This is a genomic window from Streptomyces sp. NPDC051662 (assembly GCF_040681655.1).
Taxonomy (GTDB): domain Bacteria; phylum Actinomycetota; class Actinomycetes; order Streptomycetales; family Streptomycetaceae; genus Streptomyces.
Genome location: NZ_JBFAZD010000037.1, coordinates 42,843 through 63,458 on the forward strand (window position 1 = coordinate 42,843; position 20,616 = coordinate 63,458).

At 71.3% G+C, this 20,616-nt stretch carries 15 protein-coding genes; 10 read left to right on the forward strand and 5 right to left on the reverse strand.

Annotated features, from left to right (window positions below; genetic code table 11):
• Positions 1–171: 171 nt before the first annotated feature.
• Entirely contained in the window at positions 172–1,605 is a 1,434-nt protein-coding gene (locus AB0M67_RS37240) for a M28 family metallopeptidase (protein ID WP_365752058.1), read from the reverse strand.
• Positions 1,606–1,790: 185 nt separating this feature from the next.
• Here AB0M67_RS37240 and AB0M67_RS37245 point away from each other — a divergent pair, with 185 nt between their 5' ends.
• Positions 1,791–2,993 (forward strand): cytochrome P450, encoded by a 1,203-nt coding sequence (locus tag AB0M67_RS37245; protein WP_365752059.1) that lies wholly within the window; start codon positions 1,791–1,793, stop codon positions 2,991–2,993.
• A 57-nt stretch (positions 2,994–3,050) separates the two neighbouring features.
• On the forward strand, positions 3,051–3,317 hold the full coding sequence (locus AB0M67_RS37250; RefSeq protein ID WP_365752060.1) for a hypothetical protein: 267 nt from the start codon (positions 3,051–3,053) through the stop codon (positions 3,315–3,317).
• Positions 3,318–3,388: 71 nt separating this feature from the next.
• On the opposite strand, the gene AB0M67_RS37255 is transcribed toward AB0M67_RS37250, so the two are convergent.
• A complete protein-coding gene (locus tag AB0M67_RS37255) occupies positions 3,389–4,786 on the reverse strand; it encodes a cytochrome P450 (RefSeq protein ID WP_365752061.1) in 1,398 nt (465 codons plus the stop codon).
• 387 nt (positions 4,787–5,173) lie between these two features.
• Here AB0M67_RS37255 and AB0M67_RS37260 point away from each other — a divergent pair, with 387 nt between their 5' ends.
• Genes AB0M67_RS37260 through AB0M67_RS37270 form a run of 3 tightly spaced genes read left to right on the forward strand, consistent with a single transcriptional unit; the run spans position 5,174 to position 10,469 of the window.
• Positions 5,174–9,037 (forward strand): CHAT domain-containing protein, encoded by a 3,864-nt coding sequence (locus AB0M67_RS37260; protein ID WP_365752062.1) that lies wholly within the window; start codon positions 5,174–5,176, stop codon positions 9,035–9,037.
• A 30-nt stretch (positions 9,038–9,067) separates the two neighbouring features.
• Entirely contained in the window at positions 9,068–9,796 is a 729-nt protein-coding gene (locus AB0M67_RS37265; RefSeq protein ID WP_365752063.1) for a hypothetical protein, read from the forward strand.
• 1 nt (position 9,797) lies between these two features.
• On the forward strand, positions 9,798–10,469 hold the full coding sequence (locus AB0M67_RS37270) for an RES family NAD+ phosphorylase (RefSeq protein WP_365752064.1): 672 nt from the start codon (positions 9,798–9,800) through the stop codon (positions 10,467–10,469).
• Between the two features lie 72 nt (positions 10,470–10,541).
• On the opposite strand, the gene AB0M67_RS37275 is transcribed toward AB0M67_RS37270, so the two are convergent.
• Entirely contained in the window at positions 10,542–11,711 is a 1,170-nt protein-coding gene (locus AB0M67_RS37275; protein WP_365752065.1) for a CaiB/BaiF CoA-transferase family protein, read from the reverse strand.
• 312 nt (positions 11,712–12,023) lie between these two features.
• Here AB0M67_RS37275 and nhaA point away from each other — a divergent pair, with 312 nt between their 5' ends.
• On the forward strand, positions 12,024–13,859 hold the full coding sequence (gene nhaA, locus AB0M67_RS37280; protein ID WP_365752083.1) for a Na+/H+ antiporter NhaA: 1,836 nt from the start codon (positions 12,024–12,026) through the stop codon (positions 13,857–13,859).
• Positions 13,860–13,924: 65 nt separating this feature from the next.
• On the opposite strand, the gene AB0M67_RS37285 is transcribed toward nhaA, so the two are convergent.
• Positions 13,925–14,209, reverse strand: coding sequence for a hypothetical protein (locus AB0M67_RS37285; protein WP_365752066.1), 285 nt, complete (start codon positions 14,207–14,209; stop codon positions 13,925–13,927).
• A gap of 309 nt (positions 14,210–14,518) precedes the next feature.
• Here AB0M67_RS37285 and AB0M67_RS37290 point away from each other — a divergent pair, with 309 nt between their 5' ends.
• The 4 genes from AB0M67_RS37290 (at position 14,519) to AB0M67_RS37305 (ending at position 18,039) form a co-directional block, all read left to right on the forward strand.
• Positions 14,519–14,986, forward strand: coding sequence for an ATP-binding protein (locus AB0M67_RS37290; protein WP_365752067.1), 468 nt, complete (start codon positions 14,519–14,521; stop codon positions 14,984–14,986).
• Between the two features lie 115 nt (positions 14,987–15,101).
• Positions 15,102–16,307, forward strand: a complete 1,206-nt coding sequence (locus tag AB0M67_RS37295; protein WP_365752069.1) for a Gfo/Idh/MocA family oxidoreductase — start codon at positions 15,102–15,104, stop codon at positions 16,305–16,307.
• Complete coding sequence (locus AB0M67_RS37300; protein WP_365752070.1) at positions 16,304–17,284, forward strand: PmoA family protein; 981 nt, start codon at positions 16,304–16,306, stop codon at positions 17,282–17,284. Before AB0M67_RS37295 ends, AB0M67_RS37300 begins: the two co-directional genes overlap by 4 nt.
• A complete protein-coding gene (locus AB0M67_RS37305) occupies positions 17,278–18,039 on the forward strand; it encodes a cupin domain-containing protein (RefSeq protein WP_365752071.1) in 762 nt (253 codons plus the stop codon). Before AB0M67_RS37300 ends, AB0M67_RS37305 begins: the two co-directional genes overlap by 7 nt.
• 66 nt (positions 18,040–18,105) lie before the next feature.
• Here the strand turns inward: AB0M67_RS37305 and AB0M67_RS37310 are convergent, their stop codons facing one another.
• Positions 18,106–20,487 (reverse strand): discoidin domain-containing protein, encoded by a 2,382-nt coding sequence (locus AB0M67_RS37310; RefSeq protein ID WP_365752073.1) that lies wholly within the window; start codon positions 20,485–20,487, stop codon positions 18,106–18,108.
• Positions 20,488–20,616 lie beyond the last annotated feature (129 nt).

Genomic DNA, 20,616 nt, shown 5'->3' on the forward strand with positions numbered 1-20,616 from the left:
TCTTTCGATGTAGCGGGGGCCCGGGCCTCGGACTTCCGCTCACGGCATCGGGCTCGGGCTCGCGGACCGGCTCGATGAGTCCTGGCGGCCGTGGTGGGTGATGGAGCCCCGGGGCCGGGGGAGCGTGGCCCCGGGGCTTCGTACTGCGGCCGTTCGACGGACGGGAGCCGGTCAGCGCTGCGGTACGGGGAAGGACACCGGGCCCCGGAGACCGGCCCGGTTCACCGCGCGGACACCGAAGAAGACATTGTCCTTGGACAGGTCCACGGTGTGGCTCGTCCGGTCACCGGCGCTGATCACCTGGGTCCACTCCGGGTCGGTGGTCTCGCGCCACACCACCTCGTACCCCGCCAGATCGGGTTCGGTACCTGGCTCCCACACCAGCTCGGTGGAGTTGGTCAGCGAGCTGGTGACGATCTTCACCCCGCTCGGCGCCGCCGGGGCCTGGGCGAGCGTCCACAGCACCGCGGCGTTGACGCGCGCCACGCGGGCGATATAGCCGAAGTCGCAGAACTCGGGCAGATCGCCGTACTGCCTGCCGTCCTCCACCCGCACGTCCTGGTGCTGATGCGCGAAGTCCTCGGCCGGCTCGGTGAACCGGGCCGCGCTGTAGCCGCGTTCGAGGAAGGGGATATGGTCACCGCCGCGCAGATAGCGGTCGCGGCGGTAGACCACCCGGACGTCCATCCCCGTGGCGTCATTGCTCGCCACGTCCCGGACGAAGCGCGCGAGCTGGCGGGTCACCGAGTCGTTCTCGCCGCCGACCGAGCGGCGGGTGGCGGCCTCCTGCGGGGTCTCGGAGGTGGGCACGCCCTCGGCGAAGAGCCGCACGGTGTAGGGGTCGCGGCTGCCGTCGTCGGCCCGGGAACTGCCGACGATGTCATTGGTGAACATGGCCCGGACGTCGGCGCCCGCCGCCTTGAACCGCTCCGCCATGTGCGCGGCCCCGTACAGCCCCTGCTCCTCACCGGCCACGGCGGCGAACACGATGGTCGCGGCGGGCCGCCGTCTCGCCATCACACGGGCCAGCTCCATCGCCACCGCGACCCCGGAGGCGTCGTCATCGGCGCCCGGCGCGTCGCTCACGGCGTCCATGACGTCGGTGGCACGCGAGTCGTAGTGGCCGGAGACGACATGGATACGGTCGGGGTCGGCCGAACCGCGCAGCGTCGCGACGACATTGGTGATACGGGTCGCCACCGGGATCCGTGAGGCGGGTTCCTGCACATACGACTGGAGTTCGACGGTCATCCGGCCGCCGGAAGCCTCGGCGTACCGCTTCAGCTCGGCGTGGATCCAGTCCCTGGCGGCGCCGATCCCGCGCTCGGGATCGTCCTGGGTGGACAGGGTGTGCCGCGTCCCGAACGCGGCGAGCCGCCGCACGGTCGCCTCGATCCGGTCACGGTCGATCTCCTTGAGCAGCTCCCGCAACTCCCGGCCGGGGGACTGGGCGGTGGCGGGACGGTCTCCGGATCCCCGCTCGGCGGACGCGCTCGCGGGGACCGCCGACGCCGTCGACGCCAGTGCGGGAACCCCCACCACGGCGGTCGCGACGGTGGCGGACAGGGCGGTCCTTCGAGGTATCCCGGTGGGGTGCTGCGACATGGCGAGTCCCTTCCACGGCTACGTGAGTGATCCGGCCGCTCCATGGTCATGGACAGGCCAACCGCGCACAAGGTCGGCAGCCCTCGATCGCGGCGCGCGGCGCGCGGCACGGCGGTTGGCGAGGACGGGCCCGTCGCGGCGGAACCGTACTGGTCTTCGCTCCCGCCGCCGGATACCTTCCTGGAATGTCTGACTTCGCCCCCCGGTCGAGCACGTTCCTCGCCGACCCCTACCCCGCCTACGCCGAGCTGCGTGCCCGCGGCCGGGTGCACTACTACGAGCCGAGCGACCAATGGCTCGTCCCGCACCACGCTGATGTGTCGGCGCTGCTCAGGGACCGGCGGCTCGGCCGTTCCTACGGGCACCGGTTCAGCCACGAGGAGTTCGGGAGGACCGCGCCGCCGACCGGCCATGAACCGTTCCACGAGCTGAACGATCACGGCATGCTGGAGCTGGAGCCACCGGACCACACCCGGATCCGGCGCCTGGTGTCGAAGGCGTTCACCCCGCGTACGGTCGAGCAGCTCAAGCCGTACGTGCGGCGGCTCGCGGGCGAGCTGGTGGAGCGGCTCGTGGAGCGCGGCGGTGGCGACCTGCTGGAATCCGTCGCGGAACCGCTGCCGGTCGCCGTCATCGCCGAGATGCTGGGCGTGCCGGAGACGGACCGGCCGCTGCTGCGGCCGTGGTCGGCGGCGATCGTCGGCATGTACGAGCTGAACCCGTCGGAGGAGACCGCCCGCCGCGCGGTCGTCGCGTCCCAGGAGTTCTCCGCGTATCTGCGTGACCTCATCTCCGTACGTCGCGAGAAGCCGGGGGAGGACCTGATCTCCGGGCTCATCGCCGCCCACGACCACGGCGAGAAGCTGACCGAGGCCGAGATGGTCGCCACCTGCGCGCTGCTGCTGAACGCCGGGCACGAGGCGACCGTCAACGCCACCGTCAACGGGTGGTACGCGCTGTTCCGGCATCCCGGACAGCTCGCCGCCCTGCGCGCGGACAGGGCCCTGCTGCCCACCGCCGTCGAGGAGCTGATGCGCTACGACACACCGCTCCAGCTCTTCGAGCGCTGGGTGCTCGATCCGGTCGAGATCGGAGGGACCACCGTGCCGCGCGGTGCCGAGGTCGCCCTGCTCTTCGGCTCGGCCAACCGCGACCCCGCGGTCTTCGCCGACCCGGACGGCCTGGATCTGTCCCGCAGGGACAACCCGCACATATCGTTCAGCGCGGGCATCCACTACTGCATCGGCGCGCCACTGGCCCGTATCGAACTGGCCGCGTCCATGGCCGCGGTGCTGGAGCTGGCCCCCGGACTGCGACTGGCCGCCGAGCCCGTACGCAAGCCGAACTTCGTGATCCGGGGACTGGAAGGGCTGCCGGTCGCGGTCTGAGGTACGGCGCGCCGGCTCGTCCTCCGAGTGTCAGTGGTGGGTGGGACGCTGGCTGTCATGGACGAACTGATACGGCGGCGGGTGTACGGCGCCGACCACGACGACCCGGACCCGGGGCCCCGGCCCGGCCATGTCTACCGTGAGCTGGTCGCCGGCCCGCTGGACGGCCTGCTCCTCGATGTCACCGGCTGGACGGCCGGACAACTGCGCGAAGGCGCGGCGCTGGCCACCGAGATCGGCGCGTACGGCTCCGGGGGCCACGCGCTGTACGGCCCCGGGCCCGCGGACCCGGGGCTGTGGGACTGGCGGGGCGACACCCCCTGACTCAGCCCCGCTCCCCGACCCAGCCCCGCTCCCCGACCCAGCCACACCCACCTGCGACCCCTCCCGCTCGTCTAGAACGAGTACGGATCGACCTTCCCGGTGACCGTTCCGGCGAGCAGCCGTCGCAGTGTGGAGACCTGGGCGGGCCGCTCCTCGTCCGCCGCCCGTCCGTCGGCCGCCGGCCGGTCGGGGGCGGGGATCTCGTAGTCCGCCCTGAGCTCGTATCCGATGGGCAGGGAGCGCAGCCCGCGTACGAACGGTGAGGAACGCCAGGGGAGTTGGTCCGCCGGTACGGCCAGTTCCAGCCGCGAGAAGTGTTCGAACAGGCACTCAAGGGCCAGGGTGGTGATCGTGGTCGCCAGCTCACGCGCCGGACACTGCCGCGGGCCCGCTCCCCAGGACAGATGCGCGCGTGTGCTCGTCGCCCGGTCCGGTGACGTACCGGCCGCCGAGCGCAGGTCCGCGTGCGTGGCCGCGGTGGCGATCCATACCGGCTCGCCCGCCCGGATGACGTATCCGCCCAGCCGCTGGTCCCTGAGCGGGAACCGCGGCATGAAGTTGGCCAACGGAGGCTTTCGGAGGACGACATGGTTGACGGTCTCGCGGATCATGCCCGCCGACAGACTCGCGCGTGCGCGCCCGTCGCCCGTGATGATCTCGACGACGGCGTTGGCGATGAGGATGCCCGCGTGGTCGGAGATCATCCCCATGAGCATGGTGAGTTCGTGGGCCAGCTCCGAGGACGTCAGCTGGGGATGGGCGGCCAGCATGTAGGAGGGGAAGTCCTCGCCCGGCCGGCGCCGCTTCTCCTCGGCGAGGGCGCCCATGGCGGTGTGTACCCGCTCGGAGGCCACGGCCGCGTCGGGTCCCGCGTCCAGGATCCGCCAGATGTCCATGAGGGTCCGCTCGCTCTGGGATCCCGAGACGCCCAGCAGTTCGCCTGCCACCATGAGGGGCAGCGGCCGGGAGAACCGCGCGGCCAGATCCGCCGTGCCCGACCTGCCTTCCTGGGCGAGGAGCATGACGAGTTCGTTCGCGGTCCTGCGGATGTTGTCCTTGAGCCGGCGGGTCTGCGGATGACCCGGGTCCTGGAACGGTTTCAGCGCCGCGTCCCACGCCGTCCGGTACCGGGAGTGGTCGGCCCCACCGCGCGCCATCGTGTTGTCGGCCTCCAGCGCGGGAGCGACCGGCCAGTCGGCCGGGACGCGGCCCTCGTTGCGGGCGCGCCAGTGCCGCAGGCCCTTGGGCCACATCGCGTCGTTCTGGAGTACGTGCAGGGCTTCCTGGTACCCCAGCACCAGCCAGACGGGTACTCCCAGCAGATCCACGGGAGCCACTGCCCCGTGCCGGCTCCGTAACCGTTCGTGCACGGCCTCCGGGTGGTCCTGATACTCACGCCCGAGCAGGGGCTCCGTTGTCAGTGACTCCAGAGTGATGTCCGGGGAGTAGCCCCCGCTGACTCGTTCCACGCCGGTCTCTTCCACTCTTCCCTCGGTGCGGCTCTCCGCACCGGGGGTCGACTGGCGGCGCGGCGAACTGCGCAGCGTTCAACAAGCAAGTACGCGAGTCCGGTTCAGTGTGATCACTACCGGCCGCCCAGTCGCCATACACGGTGCTCCGGCCGGGCCCCCTTGCCAAGCCCGGAGACATCAAAGGCTTGGACAACAAATCCACCGGAGAAGGCGGGCCCTTCGAGCGGTCGCCTTCGGGTCGCCTTCCGGTTGTCTTCCGGGCGGTCCCCTCCGTACGGCCTCCCCGCACCGCACAGTGGCGGTACGGCCGCCCCTGCACGGGCAACGGCGTTACGGTGAAGAGTCACTGACGGTACGTCAGCGACGACTGCGGGGAGAATCGCGATGACGGAGATCCACAGGCTGGACCCGGTCGAGCGGGCGCGGCAACTCGCCGACTGGGGGATCGCGTTGGCCGATCGCTTCCTGCGGCTGGGAGACCGTATGACCGGCCCCGATCCCCTCGCGCCCGACCGGGTACGGGAGGCGGTCGGTCAACTGGCCGTGGAGGAAGCGCGGGACGTGCTGCTGGAGGCGGACCGGGAACTGCCCCTCGACGATCCCCGTCGCCTCCGCCTGGATGTCCGGCTCGGCAGTGTGCTGATGATCCGCCATATCCGGTTCGGGGGCGAGGACGAGGAACGGCGGCTCGCGCTGACGGCGTTCCGGCGCGTCCTCAACACCGCCCGGCCGGGGAGCTGGGACCATGACTACGCCCGGCTGTGGCTCGGTTGGATGCTCTTCTTCCCCGCGCTGCCACGGCAGTTGAGACTGGGCGCCCCCGTCGACTTCGAGTCGGCCAGGCGATGGATGCAGGCCCCGCCGAGCGATCCCGGGGAGCGGGCGCGACTTGTCGCCCATCTCGACGAGTCGATCGGCCATCTCCAGTACAGCAGCGCCTGCCCGCGATGGCCGGAGCCCGTCCATGGCTCGCTGAAGCTCATGCTCGGGATGGTACCGATCCTGCGCATGGCGCTCGGACAGCCCTTCGATCCCCTGTCGCTGATGCGTTCACTGCCCCTGTTCCAGCAGGGGGTGGGGCTGATGCCCAAGGGCGCCGTGAACCGGACCGAGTTCCAGTCCTTCGCGCGACTGGCCGCCCTGGAGGTGTCCCGCCACACCGACGGCACGCCCGGAGAGACCGGCCCGGCGCTGGAGGAGGCCATCGACACCCTTCCCCCGGGACACCTCCTGCGGGACGCGCTGCTCGGCGAATTGGCGCAGGAGTATCTGGACCGGGCGTCGGACTCGGGCACCGACGAGGATCTGGCAGCCGCGTCCGCCGTGCTGGCCAGGGCGAGGGCGGAGATCACCGCCGGCAGTCCGTGGTACGACTCCGTGCTGGATCTGCTCGGCTCACGGCAGTTCCTGGAGGCGCTGCGGCACCGCTCACCGGAGCTGGTGGACGAGTCGGTCGTGGCCGGGGTGCGCGCGCTGCTGCGCTGGCGTCCCGACGGCGCGACCGCTCCCCGGGGCGCCTCGCCGAACGGTCTGTCCGAGGCGCTGGTGGCCGCGGACGAGATGCTGGAGCGTACGGCCGGGCTCGCCCCTGACGACTCCCACCCCGGCGTCGCCCATCTCCAGGTGGGCGGTTCGCTGATGCTCCGGGCCGTGATCTCCGGAGAGACGGAGGACAGCCGGCGCGCCCTGGCGCATCTGCGGAGGGCCACCGAACTGATCCCGGCGGAGCACGCTGTCGCCCCGGCCGCTCTGGCGTTGCTGGGAGGCACGCTCGACTTCCACTATCTGCGGCACGGCACCCGTCAGGATGCCGAGACGGGACGGATCTTCCTGGACCACGCCACCGGCGCCGCCGCCGCGCACCGGCCCCTCAAACGCCCCGCCAGGTACCAGAAGTTCGGTGAGACCTTCCGGGCCCTCGCCCTGGGGCTGCGCGCCAACGAGGAGGGCGACGGCGCGGCGGAGGCGCTGGCCGAACTGCGGACCATCGTCGGGAGCGACGGCGCACTCCCGCTGCCCGCGCCCGTGAACATCGCCACGGCCTTCGGCATGCTCGGACAAGCCATGAAGAACCAGGACTGGGACGAACTGACCGCCGCGCTGGACCTGCTGGACGAGACCGCATTCGATGACGACTTCTCCGTCTCCTGGCTCCAGCCGATGGCGGCCACGTTCGGCGGGCTGGCCGCCGTGGTGCGAGGGGCGGTGCGGGGGGACACCGCCGAGCTGAGGCGCGGGACGTCCCTGCTGGAAGAGCTCGTGGCGGAGGAGTCGCGGCTTCCCGCGGACATCCGCCTCCTGGGACACGCCGGTCTCGGCTCGGCCCGGCTGATGCTGAACCTGCTCAACGGCGATCCGGAGGTACTGGCGACGGCGCTGCTCGGCCTGGAACGCGCCCGGGAGCGGATGGGCCCCGATACGCCGCCCATCGCGGCCGTGGCCGTACTGGACGGCCTCGCCGACGGATACCGGCGGCGCGGAGATCCCGCGGCGGGCGATCTCTCCGCCGCGGTCGACGCGGGTCTCGCGGTGATCCGGACCGTGGCCGCCGAGGTGATGCTCCAGCGCGGCGCCCATCACGGACTGCTCCCGGCCAGGGGCGCGGCGCGCAGGGCCGTACGCGTCGCGCACTGGAGTCTGGCGGACGGATATCCGCGCACGGCCGTCGAGGCGCTCGAACTGGGGCGGGCGCTCGTCCTGCGCGCCTCGACCACCGCGACCGACGTACCGGACCGGCTGGTGGCGGCCGGGCGGGCGGACCTCGCCGACCGCTGGCGCGCGCGTGTGCTCGACAGCCCGGCGCCGGTGCTGCCCCCGGCGCCTCCCTTGGTGTCCGCGCCCGGATCCGGGGGCGCGGCGGACCGGGACGCCGTCGTGACCGAGAGCCTGCGCGGTACGGTGCGGCTGCTGCTCGAACAGGGCATGCCCGGCGGGGAGATCCCCAGCGAGCTGCGGCGGCAGGCACTGGGCGTACTCGCCGAGCACGACGGCCGGCACAGCCTGCACGAAGCGCTCACCCCGGCGGCTCTCGGGAAGTCCCTCGCCGCGGTGGACGCCGACGCGCTAGTCTACCTCCTGGACGGGCCCGAGGACGGCGACGCCCCCGGCGCCGCGCTGCTGGTGGACACGGACGGCCGCGTCGTACACGTACCCCTGCCCGGACTGGCGCGGGGCGCCTGTGCTCCGCTCCGGTCGTACATCTCCGCCCGCACGGCGTTCTCCCGGGCTCGCGGCGCCGGGCGCGAGAGCGCCGAGACCGACTGGCGGGCCGCGCTGGACCGCCTCTGCGACTGGGCGTACCCGGCGGCCATGGGACCGGTGCTCGACGAGATCGCGGGCTGGGACCGGGACCGCGAGCGGCCCCCGCATCTGGTGCTTGTGCCCTGCTCCACTCTCGGCGTGGTCACCTGGCACGCCGCCCGCGCCCCGGCCCCCGGCAGCGGCGACGCGACGGGGTACCGGTATGTGATCCAGGACGCGGTGGTGTCCTACGCGGCGAGTGGCAGGCAGTTCGCGGAGGCGGCCGGACGCGACCAACTGCCGCCCGCCGACGACCCCGTCATCGTTCTCGACCCCAGCGGCGACCTCCTGTGGCCGGTGCTGGAGGCGGAGGGCATCCGCGACGCCCACTACCCGCGGGCCCGCATCCTGGGCGCCGAGACGGAAACGGCCGAGGAACACGCCCGGCTGCCCGAGCGGGTACTCGCCTGTCTGCCCGGCCGGGGAGAGACGGGCGCCTCCCTCCTCCATCTCGGCTGCCACGCCGACACACGAGAGGTCCCGCTCGATTCGGCCCTGCTCTTCGGCGGCACCCGGGAGAGCGAGCGCGCCGCGCGGACCGAACTGAAACTCCCGATCTCGCGGGTGCTCGAACGGGCGGCGGGCCGCCGCCCAGGCAGTCCAGGCGGCCTCGTCGTACTCAACGCCTGCCTCAGCGATCTGAGCGAACGTGACCACGACGAGGCGCTCACTCTCGCCACCGCCTTCCTGACCGCGGGAGCGACCGGCGTCGTCGGCTCACGCTGGAACGTTCCCGACCGGCCGAGCGGCCTGCTCATGACCGTGTTCCATCACCATCTCTCCCAGGGCGTCACCCCCGCACGCGCCCTGCGCGCCGCGCAGCTGTGGATGCTCGACCCGGAGCGCGCGCCCGTCCCCGGAATGAGCCGGCTGATGGCCGGGCAGGTGAACGACCCCGAACACCTTCACATCCACGCCTGGGCCGCGTACACCCACCAGGGACGCTGACCTCCCACCGTCCAGCCGGAGTTGACGCCGATGAGCTTGGCAGACCTGAACAGGATCGTGACGGACCACCGGGCCGACCTGGCCGCGCGGCTTGACGCCCGCGACCGGGCCGCCGTCGCCTCGATCCAGGCTCGGATGCGAGCCGCCGATGACCCGAAGCCGTACGCGAGACGGCTGCTGCTCGCCCTCGCCGAGGCGCTTCCACCCGACCACCCGGTGGCGCTGGCGATCCTGCGGCAGGCCGACTGGCGGGCTCCGGACGTACTGGACCGCGCGGCCATCGACGCGGAGGCCGCGGCCCTCCTGTCCCTCGCCGGTCTCTCCTTCGAGCCGGAGGACGCCGGTACCGCGGACGCGGGTCCCACGGTCCCCGGTACCCCGGGCGCCGGTACTGCGGTCCCCGCACCCGCCGCGCTCATGGACCTCGTCCGGCGCCGCGTGCTCGCGGTCACCCCCGTGCTCAGCGAGGACGAGGCACACGCCCTGCGCCGGAACGGAATGGCGCGCGACCTCATCCGGCTGGACAGACCCGGAGAGGCGACGGCCTTCCCCCGCTTCCAGTTCGAGCCCTCGGGCCGGCCCCGGGAGGTGGTGGTACGGGTCAACCGGCTGCTCGGCGCCGACCGGGACCCCTGGGGTGTGACCGCCTGGTGGCTGGCCTCGAACGTCTGGCTGGGGAAGCCGCCCGCCGCTCTGCTGGGCGCGGACAGGGACGACGAGCTGGTGGCCTGCGCCGGTGCGGTCCTGGGGGAGGACTGATATGACGGCGCAGGCCCTGCCGGACGTACCGGTCTTCCCCCACGCGCACACCGTCCCCGCCGGAACGGTGCTGTGGCGGGTCCATAGATCCACCCGCGCGGTGACGGACTTCAACCCCCGTCCCGCCGATCCCTACTTCGGCGGCTCACGCTTCGACGGCGTCACCGAGAGCCCGTACCCGTTCCTGTACGCCGCGCCCGACCCCGCGACGGCGCTCGCCGAAGTACTGCTGCGCGACCGGGACTTCGACATGAGGCTCGGGGTACGGGTGATCCTCGGCCATGAGGTCGCGGAGCGGACCCTGTCCGCGCTGGAGGTCACCGAGGATCTGCGGGTGGTGTCGCTGTGCTCGGCGGTGGAGCTGGCCGCGGTGTGCCAGGACGGCTGGCTCGTCGAGGCCGACGGCCCGCAGTACGCCTTCACCCGACGCTGGGCCAGGTACCTGCGCGACAGCGCCCCCTGGGCCCAGGGCCTGCGCTGGCAGGCGCGCCGCAACCGGCCCCTGGAGTCCCTGATGTTCTTCGGCGACCGCCGTGCCCCCGACGCGCTGAAACCGTCGGCGACAGCGCCGCTCCCGCTGGGAACGCCCGAGGGGATCGAGTACGTCAACGAACTGCTGGCGCCGCTGCGGGCGGTGATCTTCCCGCCGGCCCCGCTCCCTGATCCGGCCTGACCGGGCCTGACCGGGCCTGATCCGGCCTGATCCACCCGAAGACACGAAGACACGAAGACACGAAGACCCGCCCTAGACGCCCCGAGAGCCGCTGTGCCGCACCGCCGTCGAGTTCAGTTCGGCCAGGATGCGCTCGCGATGTTCGTCCAGGGCCGGTACGCGACCCATCCTTGGCTCCCGGCCCGCGACGGTGACGGGCGGCAGGAGCGCGTCCAGCGGCCCCACCGGGGAGTCCACGGTGCGCCAGCGGTTCCGGGCGGCGAGCTGCGGGTGCTCCGAGAACTCCGCCACGTCCCGCAGCCGGGCATGGGCGATCCGGGCCGATGCGAGGCGCCGCTCGGCCTCGCCGGCGCTCAGGGTGGCGAAGCGCTCCTCGATCCGGGTCCGCAGCGCGTCACGGTTCGCCACCCGCAGGGAGTTCCCGACGAACCGCGGGTCGGTGGCGAGGCGGGGCGCGTCCAGGACCCGCACACAGAAGTCCTCCCACTCGCGCTCGTTCTGGACGCCGAGAAAGACCCGTACCCCGTCGGCGGTGGTGTACGGACCGTAGGGGGCGATGGCCGCGTGCTCGGCACCCGAACGCCGCGGCTGGGCGCCGCCGTAGCGGGTGAAGTAGCCCGGATACCCCATCCACTCCCCGAGCGCCTCCAGCATCGACACCTCGAAGGCCCCGCCCCGGCCGGTGCGTTCGCGTTCGTAGAGCGCCGTGAGGATGCCGCTGTACGCGTACATCGCGGCGGCGATGTCGGCGACCGGGATACCGATCTTCGCGGGCGTCTCCGCCGTACCCGTCAGGGACATCGCCCCGGACTCACACTGCACCAGCAGGTCGTACGCCTTGTGGTCCGTGTAGGGGCCGCCGGTTCCGTAGCCGGAGATGGCACAGACGACGAGCCGGGGGTTGGCGCCGAGGAGGGTCGCGGCGTCCAGGCCCAGCCGGTCGGCCGCGCCCGGCGCGAGGTTCTGTACGAACACATCGGCCCGGTCGACGAGCCGCCGGAGCACCTCGGCGTCCTCGGGCCGCTTCAGATCGAGGGCGATGGATTCCTTGCCGCGGTTGAGCCAGACGAAGTGGCTGGACATGCCCCGGACCGTCTCGTCGTAGTCACGCGCGAAGTCGCCGGTCCCGGGCCGCTCCACCTTGATGACGCGGGCGCCCAGATCGGCGAGCTGGCGGGTGGCGAACGGGGCCGCGACCGCCTGCTCGACAGAGATCACGGTGATGCCGTCCAGTGGGAGCACGGGAGGTCCTTTCGAACGGGGCCGGGCGGTCGCCGCCCGCGTGGATCCGCCCCGGGGGCGGGGGAGACCTCACGATCGTCCTCCTCCACCCGGTGTTCTCACGTGATTCCGGCTCACACGGAGAGGTGGGACGTGTCGGCGACGGGCGGTGTGACCGTGTGGTACCTCTCCAGGACCGTGACGCACCTGATCGGGCGGTGAGCGCCGGCGCGGCTCGGTCGCCGGGCCCTCGCGGCAGGGCCGCAGGAGAATGGCGAGGTGACTGTGGACCCGGCGACCCCGAACCTCTCCGGCCAGACCGAGCGCGACGACATGCGCACCCCGTTGCGCGACTTCCTACGTACGGAGACGGGCAGCGCGGCCGTTCTGCTCGCCGCGGCCCTCGCGGCGCTCGTCTGGGCCAACGCGGGTCCGGGAACGTACGAGGAGTTCTGGCGGACGGTGCTCTCGGTCCGGATCGGCTCCGCCGGGATCTCGCTGGAGCTGCGCGAGTGGGTGAACAGCGGACTGATGACGCTGTTCTTCTTCGTCCTCGGTCTGGAGGCCCGGCGCGAGTTCGACATGGGGGAACTGCGCGAACGGAAACGGGTCGCGCTCCCGATGATCGCCGGCGTCAGCGGAATGCTCGTACCGGTCGCCATCTTCCTGGTCTTCAACGCCGGACACACCTCGGCGCACGGCTGGGGCGTGGCCATGTCCACGGACACCGCGTTCGCGCTGGGCGTGCTCGCCGTCTTCGGCACCCGGCTGCCGCGCGGACTGCGCGTCTTCATCCTGACCGTCGCCGTCGTGGACGACTTCGTGGCGCTCGGTGTGATCGCGGTCGCCTACAGCGGGCATGTCCGTATGGTCGCCCTGATCGTGGCCGTGCTGATCTTCGGGCTCGTCCTGCTGCTGCGCGCCTGGGGAGTGCGCCGGGGCGTGGCGTACGCGTTACTGGCGGTGGCCATCTGGGTGGCGATGCTGGAGTCGGGGGTGGACCCGGTCGTCACCGGTCTGGCGATGGGGCTGGTGACCTTCGCGTACCCCGCCTCGCGCACCGATCTGGAACGGGCGAGCGGACTGTTCCGGCTCTTCCGCGAGCAGCCGACACCGGAGCTGGAACGAACGGCGCGGCTCGGGATCGCCTCGGCGATCTCGCCGAACGAACGGCTCCAGCGGATGTACCACCCCTGGACGAGCTATGTGGTCGTACCCGTCTTCGCGCTCGCCAACGCCGGTATCACCATCAGCGGTGGCCAGCTGGCTCGGGCCTTCGAGTCGCCGATCACCCTCGGCATCCTGTGCGGCTATGTGCTGGGCAAGCCCCTCGGTATCCTCGGCGCCTCGCTGCTGACGACCCGGCTGAGCCACGGCCGGCTGCGCCCGCCGGTCGGCTGGGGCGCCACCGCGGCCGGTGGCACCATCGCCGGTGTCGGCTTCACTGTCTCGCTGCTGATCGCCACCCTCGCCTTCGACAGCGAACAGCTGGAGCAGGCCAAGATCGGCATTCTCGCCGCGGCCATCTGCTCGTTCGCCGCCACCTGGCTCGTCACGCGCGTCATCGGGGCGCTGCCCCGGCAGCGGCGGATCCGGGCCCTGCTGGGCAGTGCCGAGCAGATCGTCGATCTCGCCGAACCGGTGGACCCGGACCGCGACCATGTGCGGGGACCGCGGGAGGCGCCGGTGACCGTGGTCGAGTACGGCGATTTCGAATGCCCTTACTGCGGGCTGGCCGAACCCGTGATCCGCGAGTTGCTCGCGGATTTCGGGGACGTCCGCTACGTCTGGCGCCATCTGCCGCTCAACGATGTCCACCCGAACGCCCAGCTCGCGGGGGAGGCCTCCGAGGCCGCGGCGGACCAGGGCGCCTTCTGGGAGATGCACGACCTGCTGCTCGCACATCAGGGAGCTCTGCGACCCGCCGATCTGCTCGGGTACGCCGAGGAGATCGGGCTGGACACCGACCGGTTCCACCGGCATCTGCGGTCCCACAAGGGGGCCGCGCGGGTCGCCGAGGATGTCGAGAGCGCCGATACCTACGGTGTGTCGGGCACCCCCACGTTCTTCGTCAACGGGCGGCGCCACCATGGCGCGTACGACATCGACGCCCTCACCGCCGCCGTACGCGCCGCGAAGGCACGCACCGTGCTGGGCGATCCCCCCTGATCCCACCCCGCCCCGCCGGGTCGCCACGAAGATGTCCCGGGGCGTGTATGTCCCAGGGCGTGCGGTCAGAGCCCCGTCCGGCCCGTCAGGATGAGGTGTACGTCATCGGCCTCCGCCAGACGTCTGATCATCAGCAGCGCGGCCAGCCCCGTCGGGTCGCCCGCCATGGTGGGCCCGCAGTGCAGCTCCAGTCGGCTCACACCCCGGTGGGTGCGTAGCAACTGCCGTACGGTGTCCACCACTTCGTACGAGGTCTCGTCGTCCATCTCGCCGTCGAGCCTGATCTCGACCGTGTCGGACCGGGGGGTGGTGACGACGATGGTCAGCGGATCAGGGGAAGAAGAGGTCATAGGGGCATACCGGACGTCCTGACGAGGTGATGCTCGGCACCGCGGCCCAGCACCGTGGTCCTACGCAACGGTCCTCCTCCGGAGCGCGAGGCGCAATCCCCTCCAGGGAGGATCCGCTCACGAGTGAACCAGGTCTGACCTGGCCTTTATGCGCGGTACGGCGCGCATCGACGGCCGCCGCCGCCCGGCGTCCCCGATGTACGTGACGCCCTTCACGAAACCGGCCGGCATACCGGGCGCGTGTATGGGCAGAAGGGGATCCGGGAAGAGGGCCCCCGAACGTCCTCATCGGTGGGCGGGGCAGGAGCTATGAACGAACGGTCCATTATCGGTACCGCCCTCGCGGCCCTCTCGGATTCCGTGCGGCCCCTGCGCAAGGCCGCCGAGTTCAGCGGGGCCCCCGGCTGCGCGGCCGAGGCCAGACAGCTCACCCTCCGGTTTCTGCAGCAGCTGGAGGCGGAGTGGTTCGCGGTGCTCGGCGACCGCACGGCCGGTGATCTCCTGCTGGTCGTCAGCGAACTGGCCACCAACGCCGAGCGGCACAGCCATGGGCCGTATCTGCTGGAGCTGGAGGGCACCGACCGGCAGGTGCTCGTGACGGTGTACGACAGCAGTTCGACCCTTCCGCACCGCTACGACCGCGACCCCGACCGGCCCGGCGGTCACGGCCTGGAGATCGTCCACGCGCTGGCCGACCGCCTGGGCGCCGAGCGGGTCCCCGTCGGCAAACGCGTCCAGGCCGTCTTCGACCTGGAACGCCGCCGCGTCCCGACCTGACGGGCGCGCCCCCGCCCGGTCGGATCCGCCCCGTTGACATCACTGTGGGCCCATCCTACGTTTCTCGTGGAAAGCGCTTGCTGTCCGCTGGGAGAATCCAGGAGTGCGAAGGGGAGTGTTCGCGACGTCTCCGCGCAATCTGACAGACCGCCGGATCCGGGCCGCCGTCATCGGTACGGGAGGGATCGCCAGGGAAGCGCATCTCCCGGCCCTCCGCGCTCTCCGCGACGAGATCGAGATCGTCGCCGCCTTCGACATCGACGAGGAGGCGGTACGGACGTTCTGCGCCGACGGCGGTGTTCCGCGTGCCTACACCGATCTCGGCCGCATGCTCGATGAGCAGCGCCCCGACCTGGTCACCATCTGTACGCCCCCGGTCTTCCACCGCGAGCAGACCGTGGCCGCGCTGCTCTCCGGCGCCTGGGTGTGGTGCGAGAAGCCGCCGTGCCCCTCGCTCGCCGAGTTCGACGCCATCGAGGCGGCCGAGCGGCAGGCGGCAGCGGCCGAGACCGCCGCGGCCGAGACGTCCGCGGCGGGCGCGGCCGGCGGTGGACCGTACGCCTCGATCGTCTTCCAGCACCGGTTCGGCTCCGGGGCCCGGCATACGCGCTCCCTGATCGCCGACCGGGCGTTGGGCCGTCCGCTGGTCGCCCACTGCCAGACCACCTGGTACCGCGACGCCGCTTACTACGCCGTGCCATGGCGTGGCAACTGGGCCGGCGAGGGCGGCGGCCCGGCGATGGGCCACGGCATCCACCAGATGGATCTGCTGCTCGAACTGCTCGGGCCCTGGACCGAGGTACGCGCCATGGCGGGCCGGCTGGTGCACGACGTCGAGACCGAGGATGTGTCCACGGCGCTCGTACGCTTCGAGAACGGCGCGCTGGCCACCGTCGTCAACAGCGTGCTCAGCCCCGACGAGGTGAGCCGTATCCGTATCGACTGCGAGCGCGCCACCGTCGAACTGACGCATCTGTACGGCTACACCAACGACGACTGGCGGATCACCCCGGCCCCCGGTGTGGACGCGGCGGAAGTGGCCCGCTGGCGCGATCCGGGCGAGGACGTGCCCAGCTCGCATCTGGCCCAGCTCCGTTCGCTCGTCGGGGACCTACGGGCGGGACGCCGGCCGCGCGCCAGCGGGGCCGACGGGCGCACCAGCCTCGAACTGATCAGCGCGCTCTACAAGTCGGCGTTCACCGACACGACCGTCAGGTCCGGCGAGATCGGCCCCGGCGACCCCTTCCACACGGCCCTGCACGGCGGAACCCCCGGCTGGGCACCGCCGCGCCCCGTCCCTCTCACGGAGATCCCCGTATGACCCTTTCAGGAACGCCGGACACCTTGGACGCGCCTGTCACGGTGGCGGACCTCACCACGCCCGGACTGCGGCTGGCCCACACCCACGGTGACCGCATCGATCTGCGCTTCGGCGGAGTCACCCTGATCCGGTATGTCTACCGGCCCGAGGCGGCGTGGGAGGCCCCCAAGCCGTATCTGCATCCGCTGCGCACACTGTCCGGCGGTGTGGTCACCGACTACCGCCCCCATGACCACCGCTGGCACAAGGGCCTCCAGCTCACCGCCTCCCATCTGTCGGGACAGAACCTGTGGGGCGGCAACACCTATGTGCACGGCGAGGGTTACCGGCCGCTGCCGGAGCGCGTCGGCTCGATGAGTCACGAGGGTTTCGACGAGGTGGCGGCCGACGCGGGGCGCGCCGTCATCGCCGAGCGGCTGGTGTGGCGCAACCACGAAGGCGACGCGTGGGCCGACGAGTCACGTCGGATCGAGGTCCATGACATCGACACCGAGGCCGGCGCGTGGACGCTGACCTGGTCCGGCGCCATCACCAATCGGCGTGACGAACCACTGCGCCTCGGCAGCCCCACCACCGCGGGGCGCGAGATGGCCGGCTACACCGGTCTCTTCTGGCGCGGACCGCGTGCCTTCCGGGGCGGGCGGCTGATCGGTCCCGAGGGGGAGGGGGAGGAGCTGATGGGTACCCAGGCCCCGTGGGTCGCGTACAGCGGGGAGTTCGACGGCGTCGACGGACACGCCACACTCGTCTTCGCGCACGCGCCGGAGAACGATCACACCGGGGCGGCCGGACAGCACCCCGCGCACTGGTTCGTACGCAGCGATCCGTTCGCGGCGGTCGCCGCCTCCTGGGCCTTCTACGAGGAACTGGTCCTCCAGCCGGGCGACACACTGACCCGGCGCTGGCGGGTGGTCGTGGCCGACGGCGGCTGGGAGCGCGACGACATCGCCACGTATCTTGAGGGGCAGTCATGGTGAGCCCGGCGGCGGGGTTCGCCGGACTCCCGGGGGCGGTCGCGGTCTCGCATCTGAGTGTGTACGACTGGGAGTCCGCCGACGGAGCGAGCGGTGGCACCCCGCATCTGCATCTCACCTGCTCCGAGGCGTATGTGGTGACCGAGGGCCGGGGCTCCGTACAGACGCTCAGTCCCACGGGCCTCGACACCACACCGCTGGCGCCGGGGGCACTGGTGTGGTTCACACCCGGCACCATCCACCGGCTCGTCAACGAGGGCGGGCTGCGAATCGTCGTCCTGATGCAGAACAACGGTCTGCCCGAGGCCGGGGACGCCGTACTGACCCTGCCACCCCGCTACCTCACCGACCCGGACACCTACGCGCGGGCCGTACGCATCCCGGACGCGCCGGAGCCCGAGCAGGCCGCCGCCGCGCGCCGCCGGCGTGATCTGGCGATCGAGGGATTCATGGCGCTGCGTACCGCGTGGGAGGCGGGCGACCAGCACCCCCTGCTCGACTTCCAGCGGTCGGCCGCCGCGCTCGTACGGCCCCGGGTGGCCGAGTGGCGGGCGCGTTGGGAGGCGGGCGCGGCCGAGGCGGCCCGGCAGACCGGAGCCCAGCTCGACCGGCTGGCCGCCGGTGACGCCACGCATCTGGCCGAGGCGCACCTGCACGCCAGAGTCCCGGCGGAGCACGGCAGGTTCGGCATGTGCGGGCGGCTGAATACGTACGACATCGACGGCCCGGACGGCGAGGGTCGGGAGGGAGGCTCCTGACCCGGGTCCGCGCGAGAACGCCCGGCAGGGATCTCCCTGCCGGGCGTTCCGTGTGCTGTTCGCGGCTCAGCTGGTGTACGCCTCCAGTTCGGAGAGCTGTGCGGCCGGCCAGCCGGTGTTGCCCGTGACCGTCAGCCGCAGATAGCGGGTCGGGGTCCCGTCCAGAGTGACCGTCGCGGTGTTACCGCTCGCCGGGTTGAAGGTATAGCCCGCCGATGCCTTGAGCGTGGTGTACGAGGAGTTGTTGGTGCTCCCCGACACACTGAGCGTCTGGGTGCGGGTCGACCACGCCGACGCCGGAGGCAGCTTCAGCACCACCCGCTTGACCGCCTTCGACGCGCCGAGATCCACGGTGATGGTCCCCGGGAACGCGTTGTTGGTGCTCTCCCAGTACGTGTTGGCGTTGCCGTCGACCGCGTTGGCCGCGCCGTACACCTCGGCGTGGCCGGACTCCGTGACCGGACGGCCCTGAGCGAGATTGCCCGGGTCCGTCGGCGGGTCCGTCGGCGGGTCGGTGGGCGGATCGGTGGGCGGATCCGTCGGCGGGTTGGTGGGACCGCCGGGCACACCGCCGTTGGTCCACACCGGGTCGGGCCATGTGCCGGTGCACGCGGGCGGATTGGCGTACCAGCCCGAGTTCCCGGCACCCTGGGTGATCTGGAAGCCGCTGCCCACACAGTTGTGGATCGGGTTGGACTGCGCGATATGGGTGGCGGTCACATTGGTGAAGGAGGCCGTGCCCGGAGCCTGGATCTGGAGCGCGTACGTTCCCGCGCCGTCGATCCGGATGTTGTTGAAGTGCAGCCCGTTCGTCGCGCCCTCGATCAGATGGATCGCGGCGTAGGAGCTGTCCAGGACCTCGCTGTCGGTGATGTTGATGGTGGCGTTGATCGGCTCGTTGAGACCGCTGAACCAGATCGCCCCGACGCCGAAGCGCCAGTTGTAGTCATTGTTTCCGGCCCGGATCAGGGTGTTGCGCGCGGCGGTGGTGGTTCCGGAGACCGCCGTGCCCTGGCCGGAGTTGACGCCCGGGTAGCGGTTGGCGATGTGCAGCCCGCCGCCGTTGGTGATGGTGTCCGACATGACGTTGTCGGAGATGGTGATGTCCCTGCCGCCGTACGTGACGATGTTGTTCGCCAGGATCGGCAGGATCACGGTGTTGAACGTGAACTTGTTCTTCACGTTCGGAATGTTCTCGGCCCACATGGCCAGTCCGTCGTCACCGGTGTTGCGCACAAAGGTGTTGGTGACCGTCGAGTTGGTGACACCTATGTGGAAGTTGACGCCGTCGGCGGTCTGGTCGAGGATGCGGCTGTTCTTGATGGTGAAGTTGTCCATCGGGCCGTCCATCCAGGCACCGCACTTGGTGTGCTGCATCCAGACGTTGTCGACGACCGAGTTGGACATGGCGCCGCCGATGGCGTTGACCTGGTCGTTGTCCACGCGCTCACGGATGTCGCCCATGATGGCGAAGTCCTTGAGCGTGACATTGCTGCTGCCGCCCGCGTTGGCGTATTTGCCGTAGACACCGACGGCCTTGCTGCGGTCGGACGGATCACGTCCGGTCAGCACGCTGTACCAGGGACCCGCGCCACGCAGGGTCACCTTGTCGACGATGATGTGGTCCCGCACCTGGAAGGTGCCCTGCGGGATGTAGACCTCCTTGCCCTGTGTACGGCCCGCGTCGACCGCCGCCTGGATCTTGGCCGTCGAGTCGGCGGCGCCGCTCGGGTCCGCGCCGAAGTCGCTCACCACGTCGAGCGCGCCCGAGGGCTTCCCGATCGGCGCGGCCACCTGCTCGAAGTCGGCGAGGTCGATGGTGAACGTGGGCGACGCGGCGGTCGAGGAGACCTGGAGCCTGACCTTCGTACCGCTCGGCAGTGTCGACCCGAACATGGTGCGGGTCTCGTCGTAGAAGTGGTGCGGGTTGGTGTCACCCGGGTTGTTGTTGAACGGGTAACCGCCGTAGTACCAACCGTACTTGGAGGTCACCGGCACGCTCTTGAGGGACGTGCCGTTGACCCGTAGATCGATGGTCGCGTCCCGGCCCGTACCCGCCGCGTTGTCCGGCAGCGAGTAGCGGAACGACATCGCGTTCGCCGGTGCGGTGAGGGTGAACTCCACATACTCACCGACCGCGTCGAGCGTCACGGCCTGCCGGCCCGAGGCTTCCGAGGGCAGCGTGCCGTAGAGACGGTTGGGGCCGATCAGGGAGCCGTTGGTGGCGGCGTACTCGGCTTCCTGCTCCTTGAACGGCACCGTGGCGCCGCGGCCGGGGACATTGATGGGGGAGGGGGCGGGGACCGCCGCCGCCTGCGCGGCGGGTGCGGTGGAGAGCACCACCGCCGCGGCCGTCCCGGCCACGGCGAGTGCGAGGGATACGGATGCGGCGATGCCGCGCCGGAGCAGGCGGGCTCGTGGGGGTCCGGTGGGGAGTGTCACAGACATACGTCCTTGCGGCTCGTGGGGACTCTGCGGACGCGAAAAGGTTAGAAGTTGCCTTACAAGAAGTCTATGAATCTGCGCAAATTTTGGAGACGCACGCAAAAATCCACGACCCGGTAGAGCCCGGCGGAG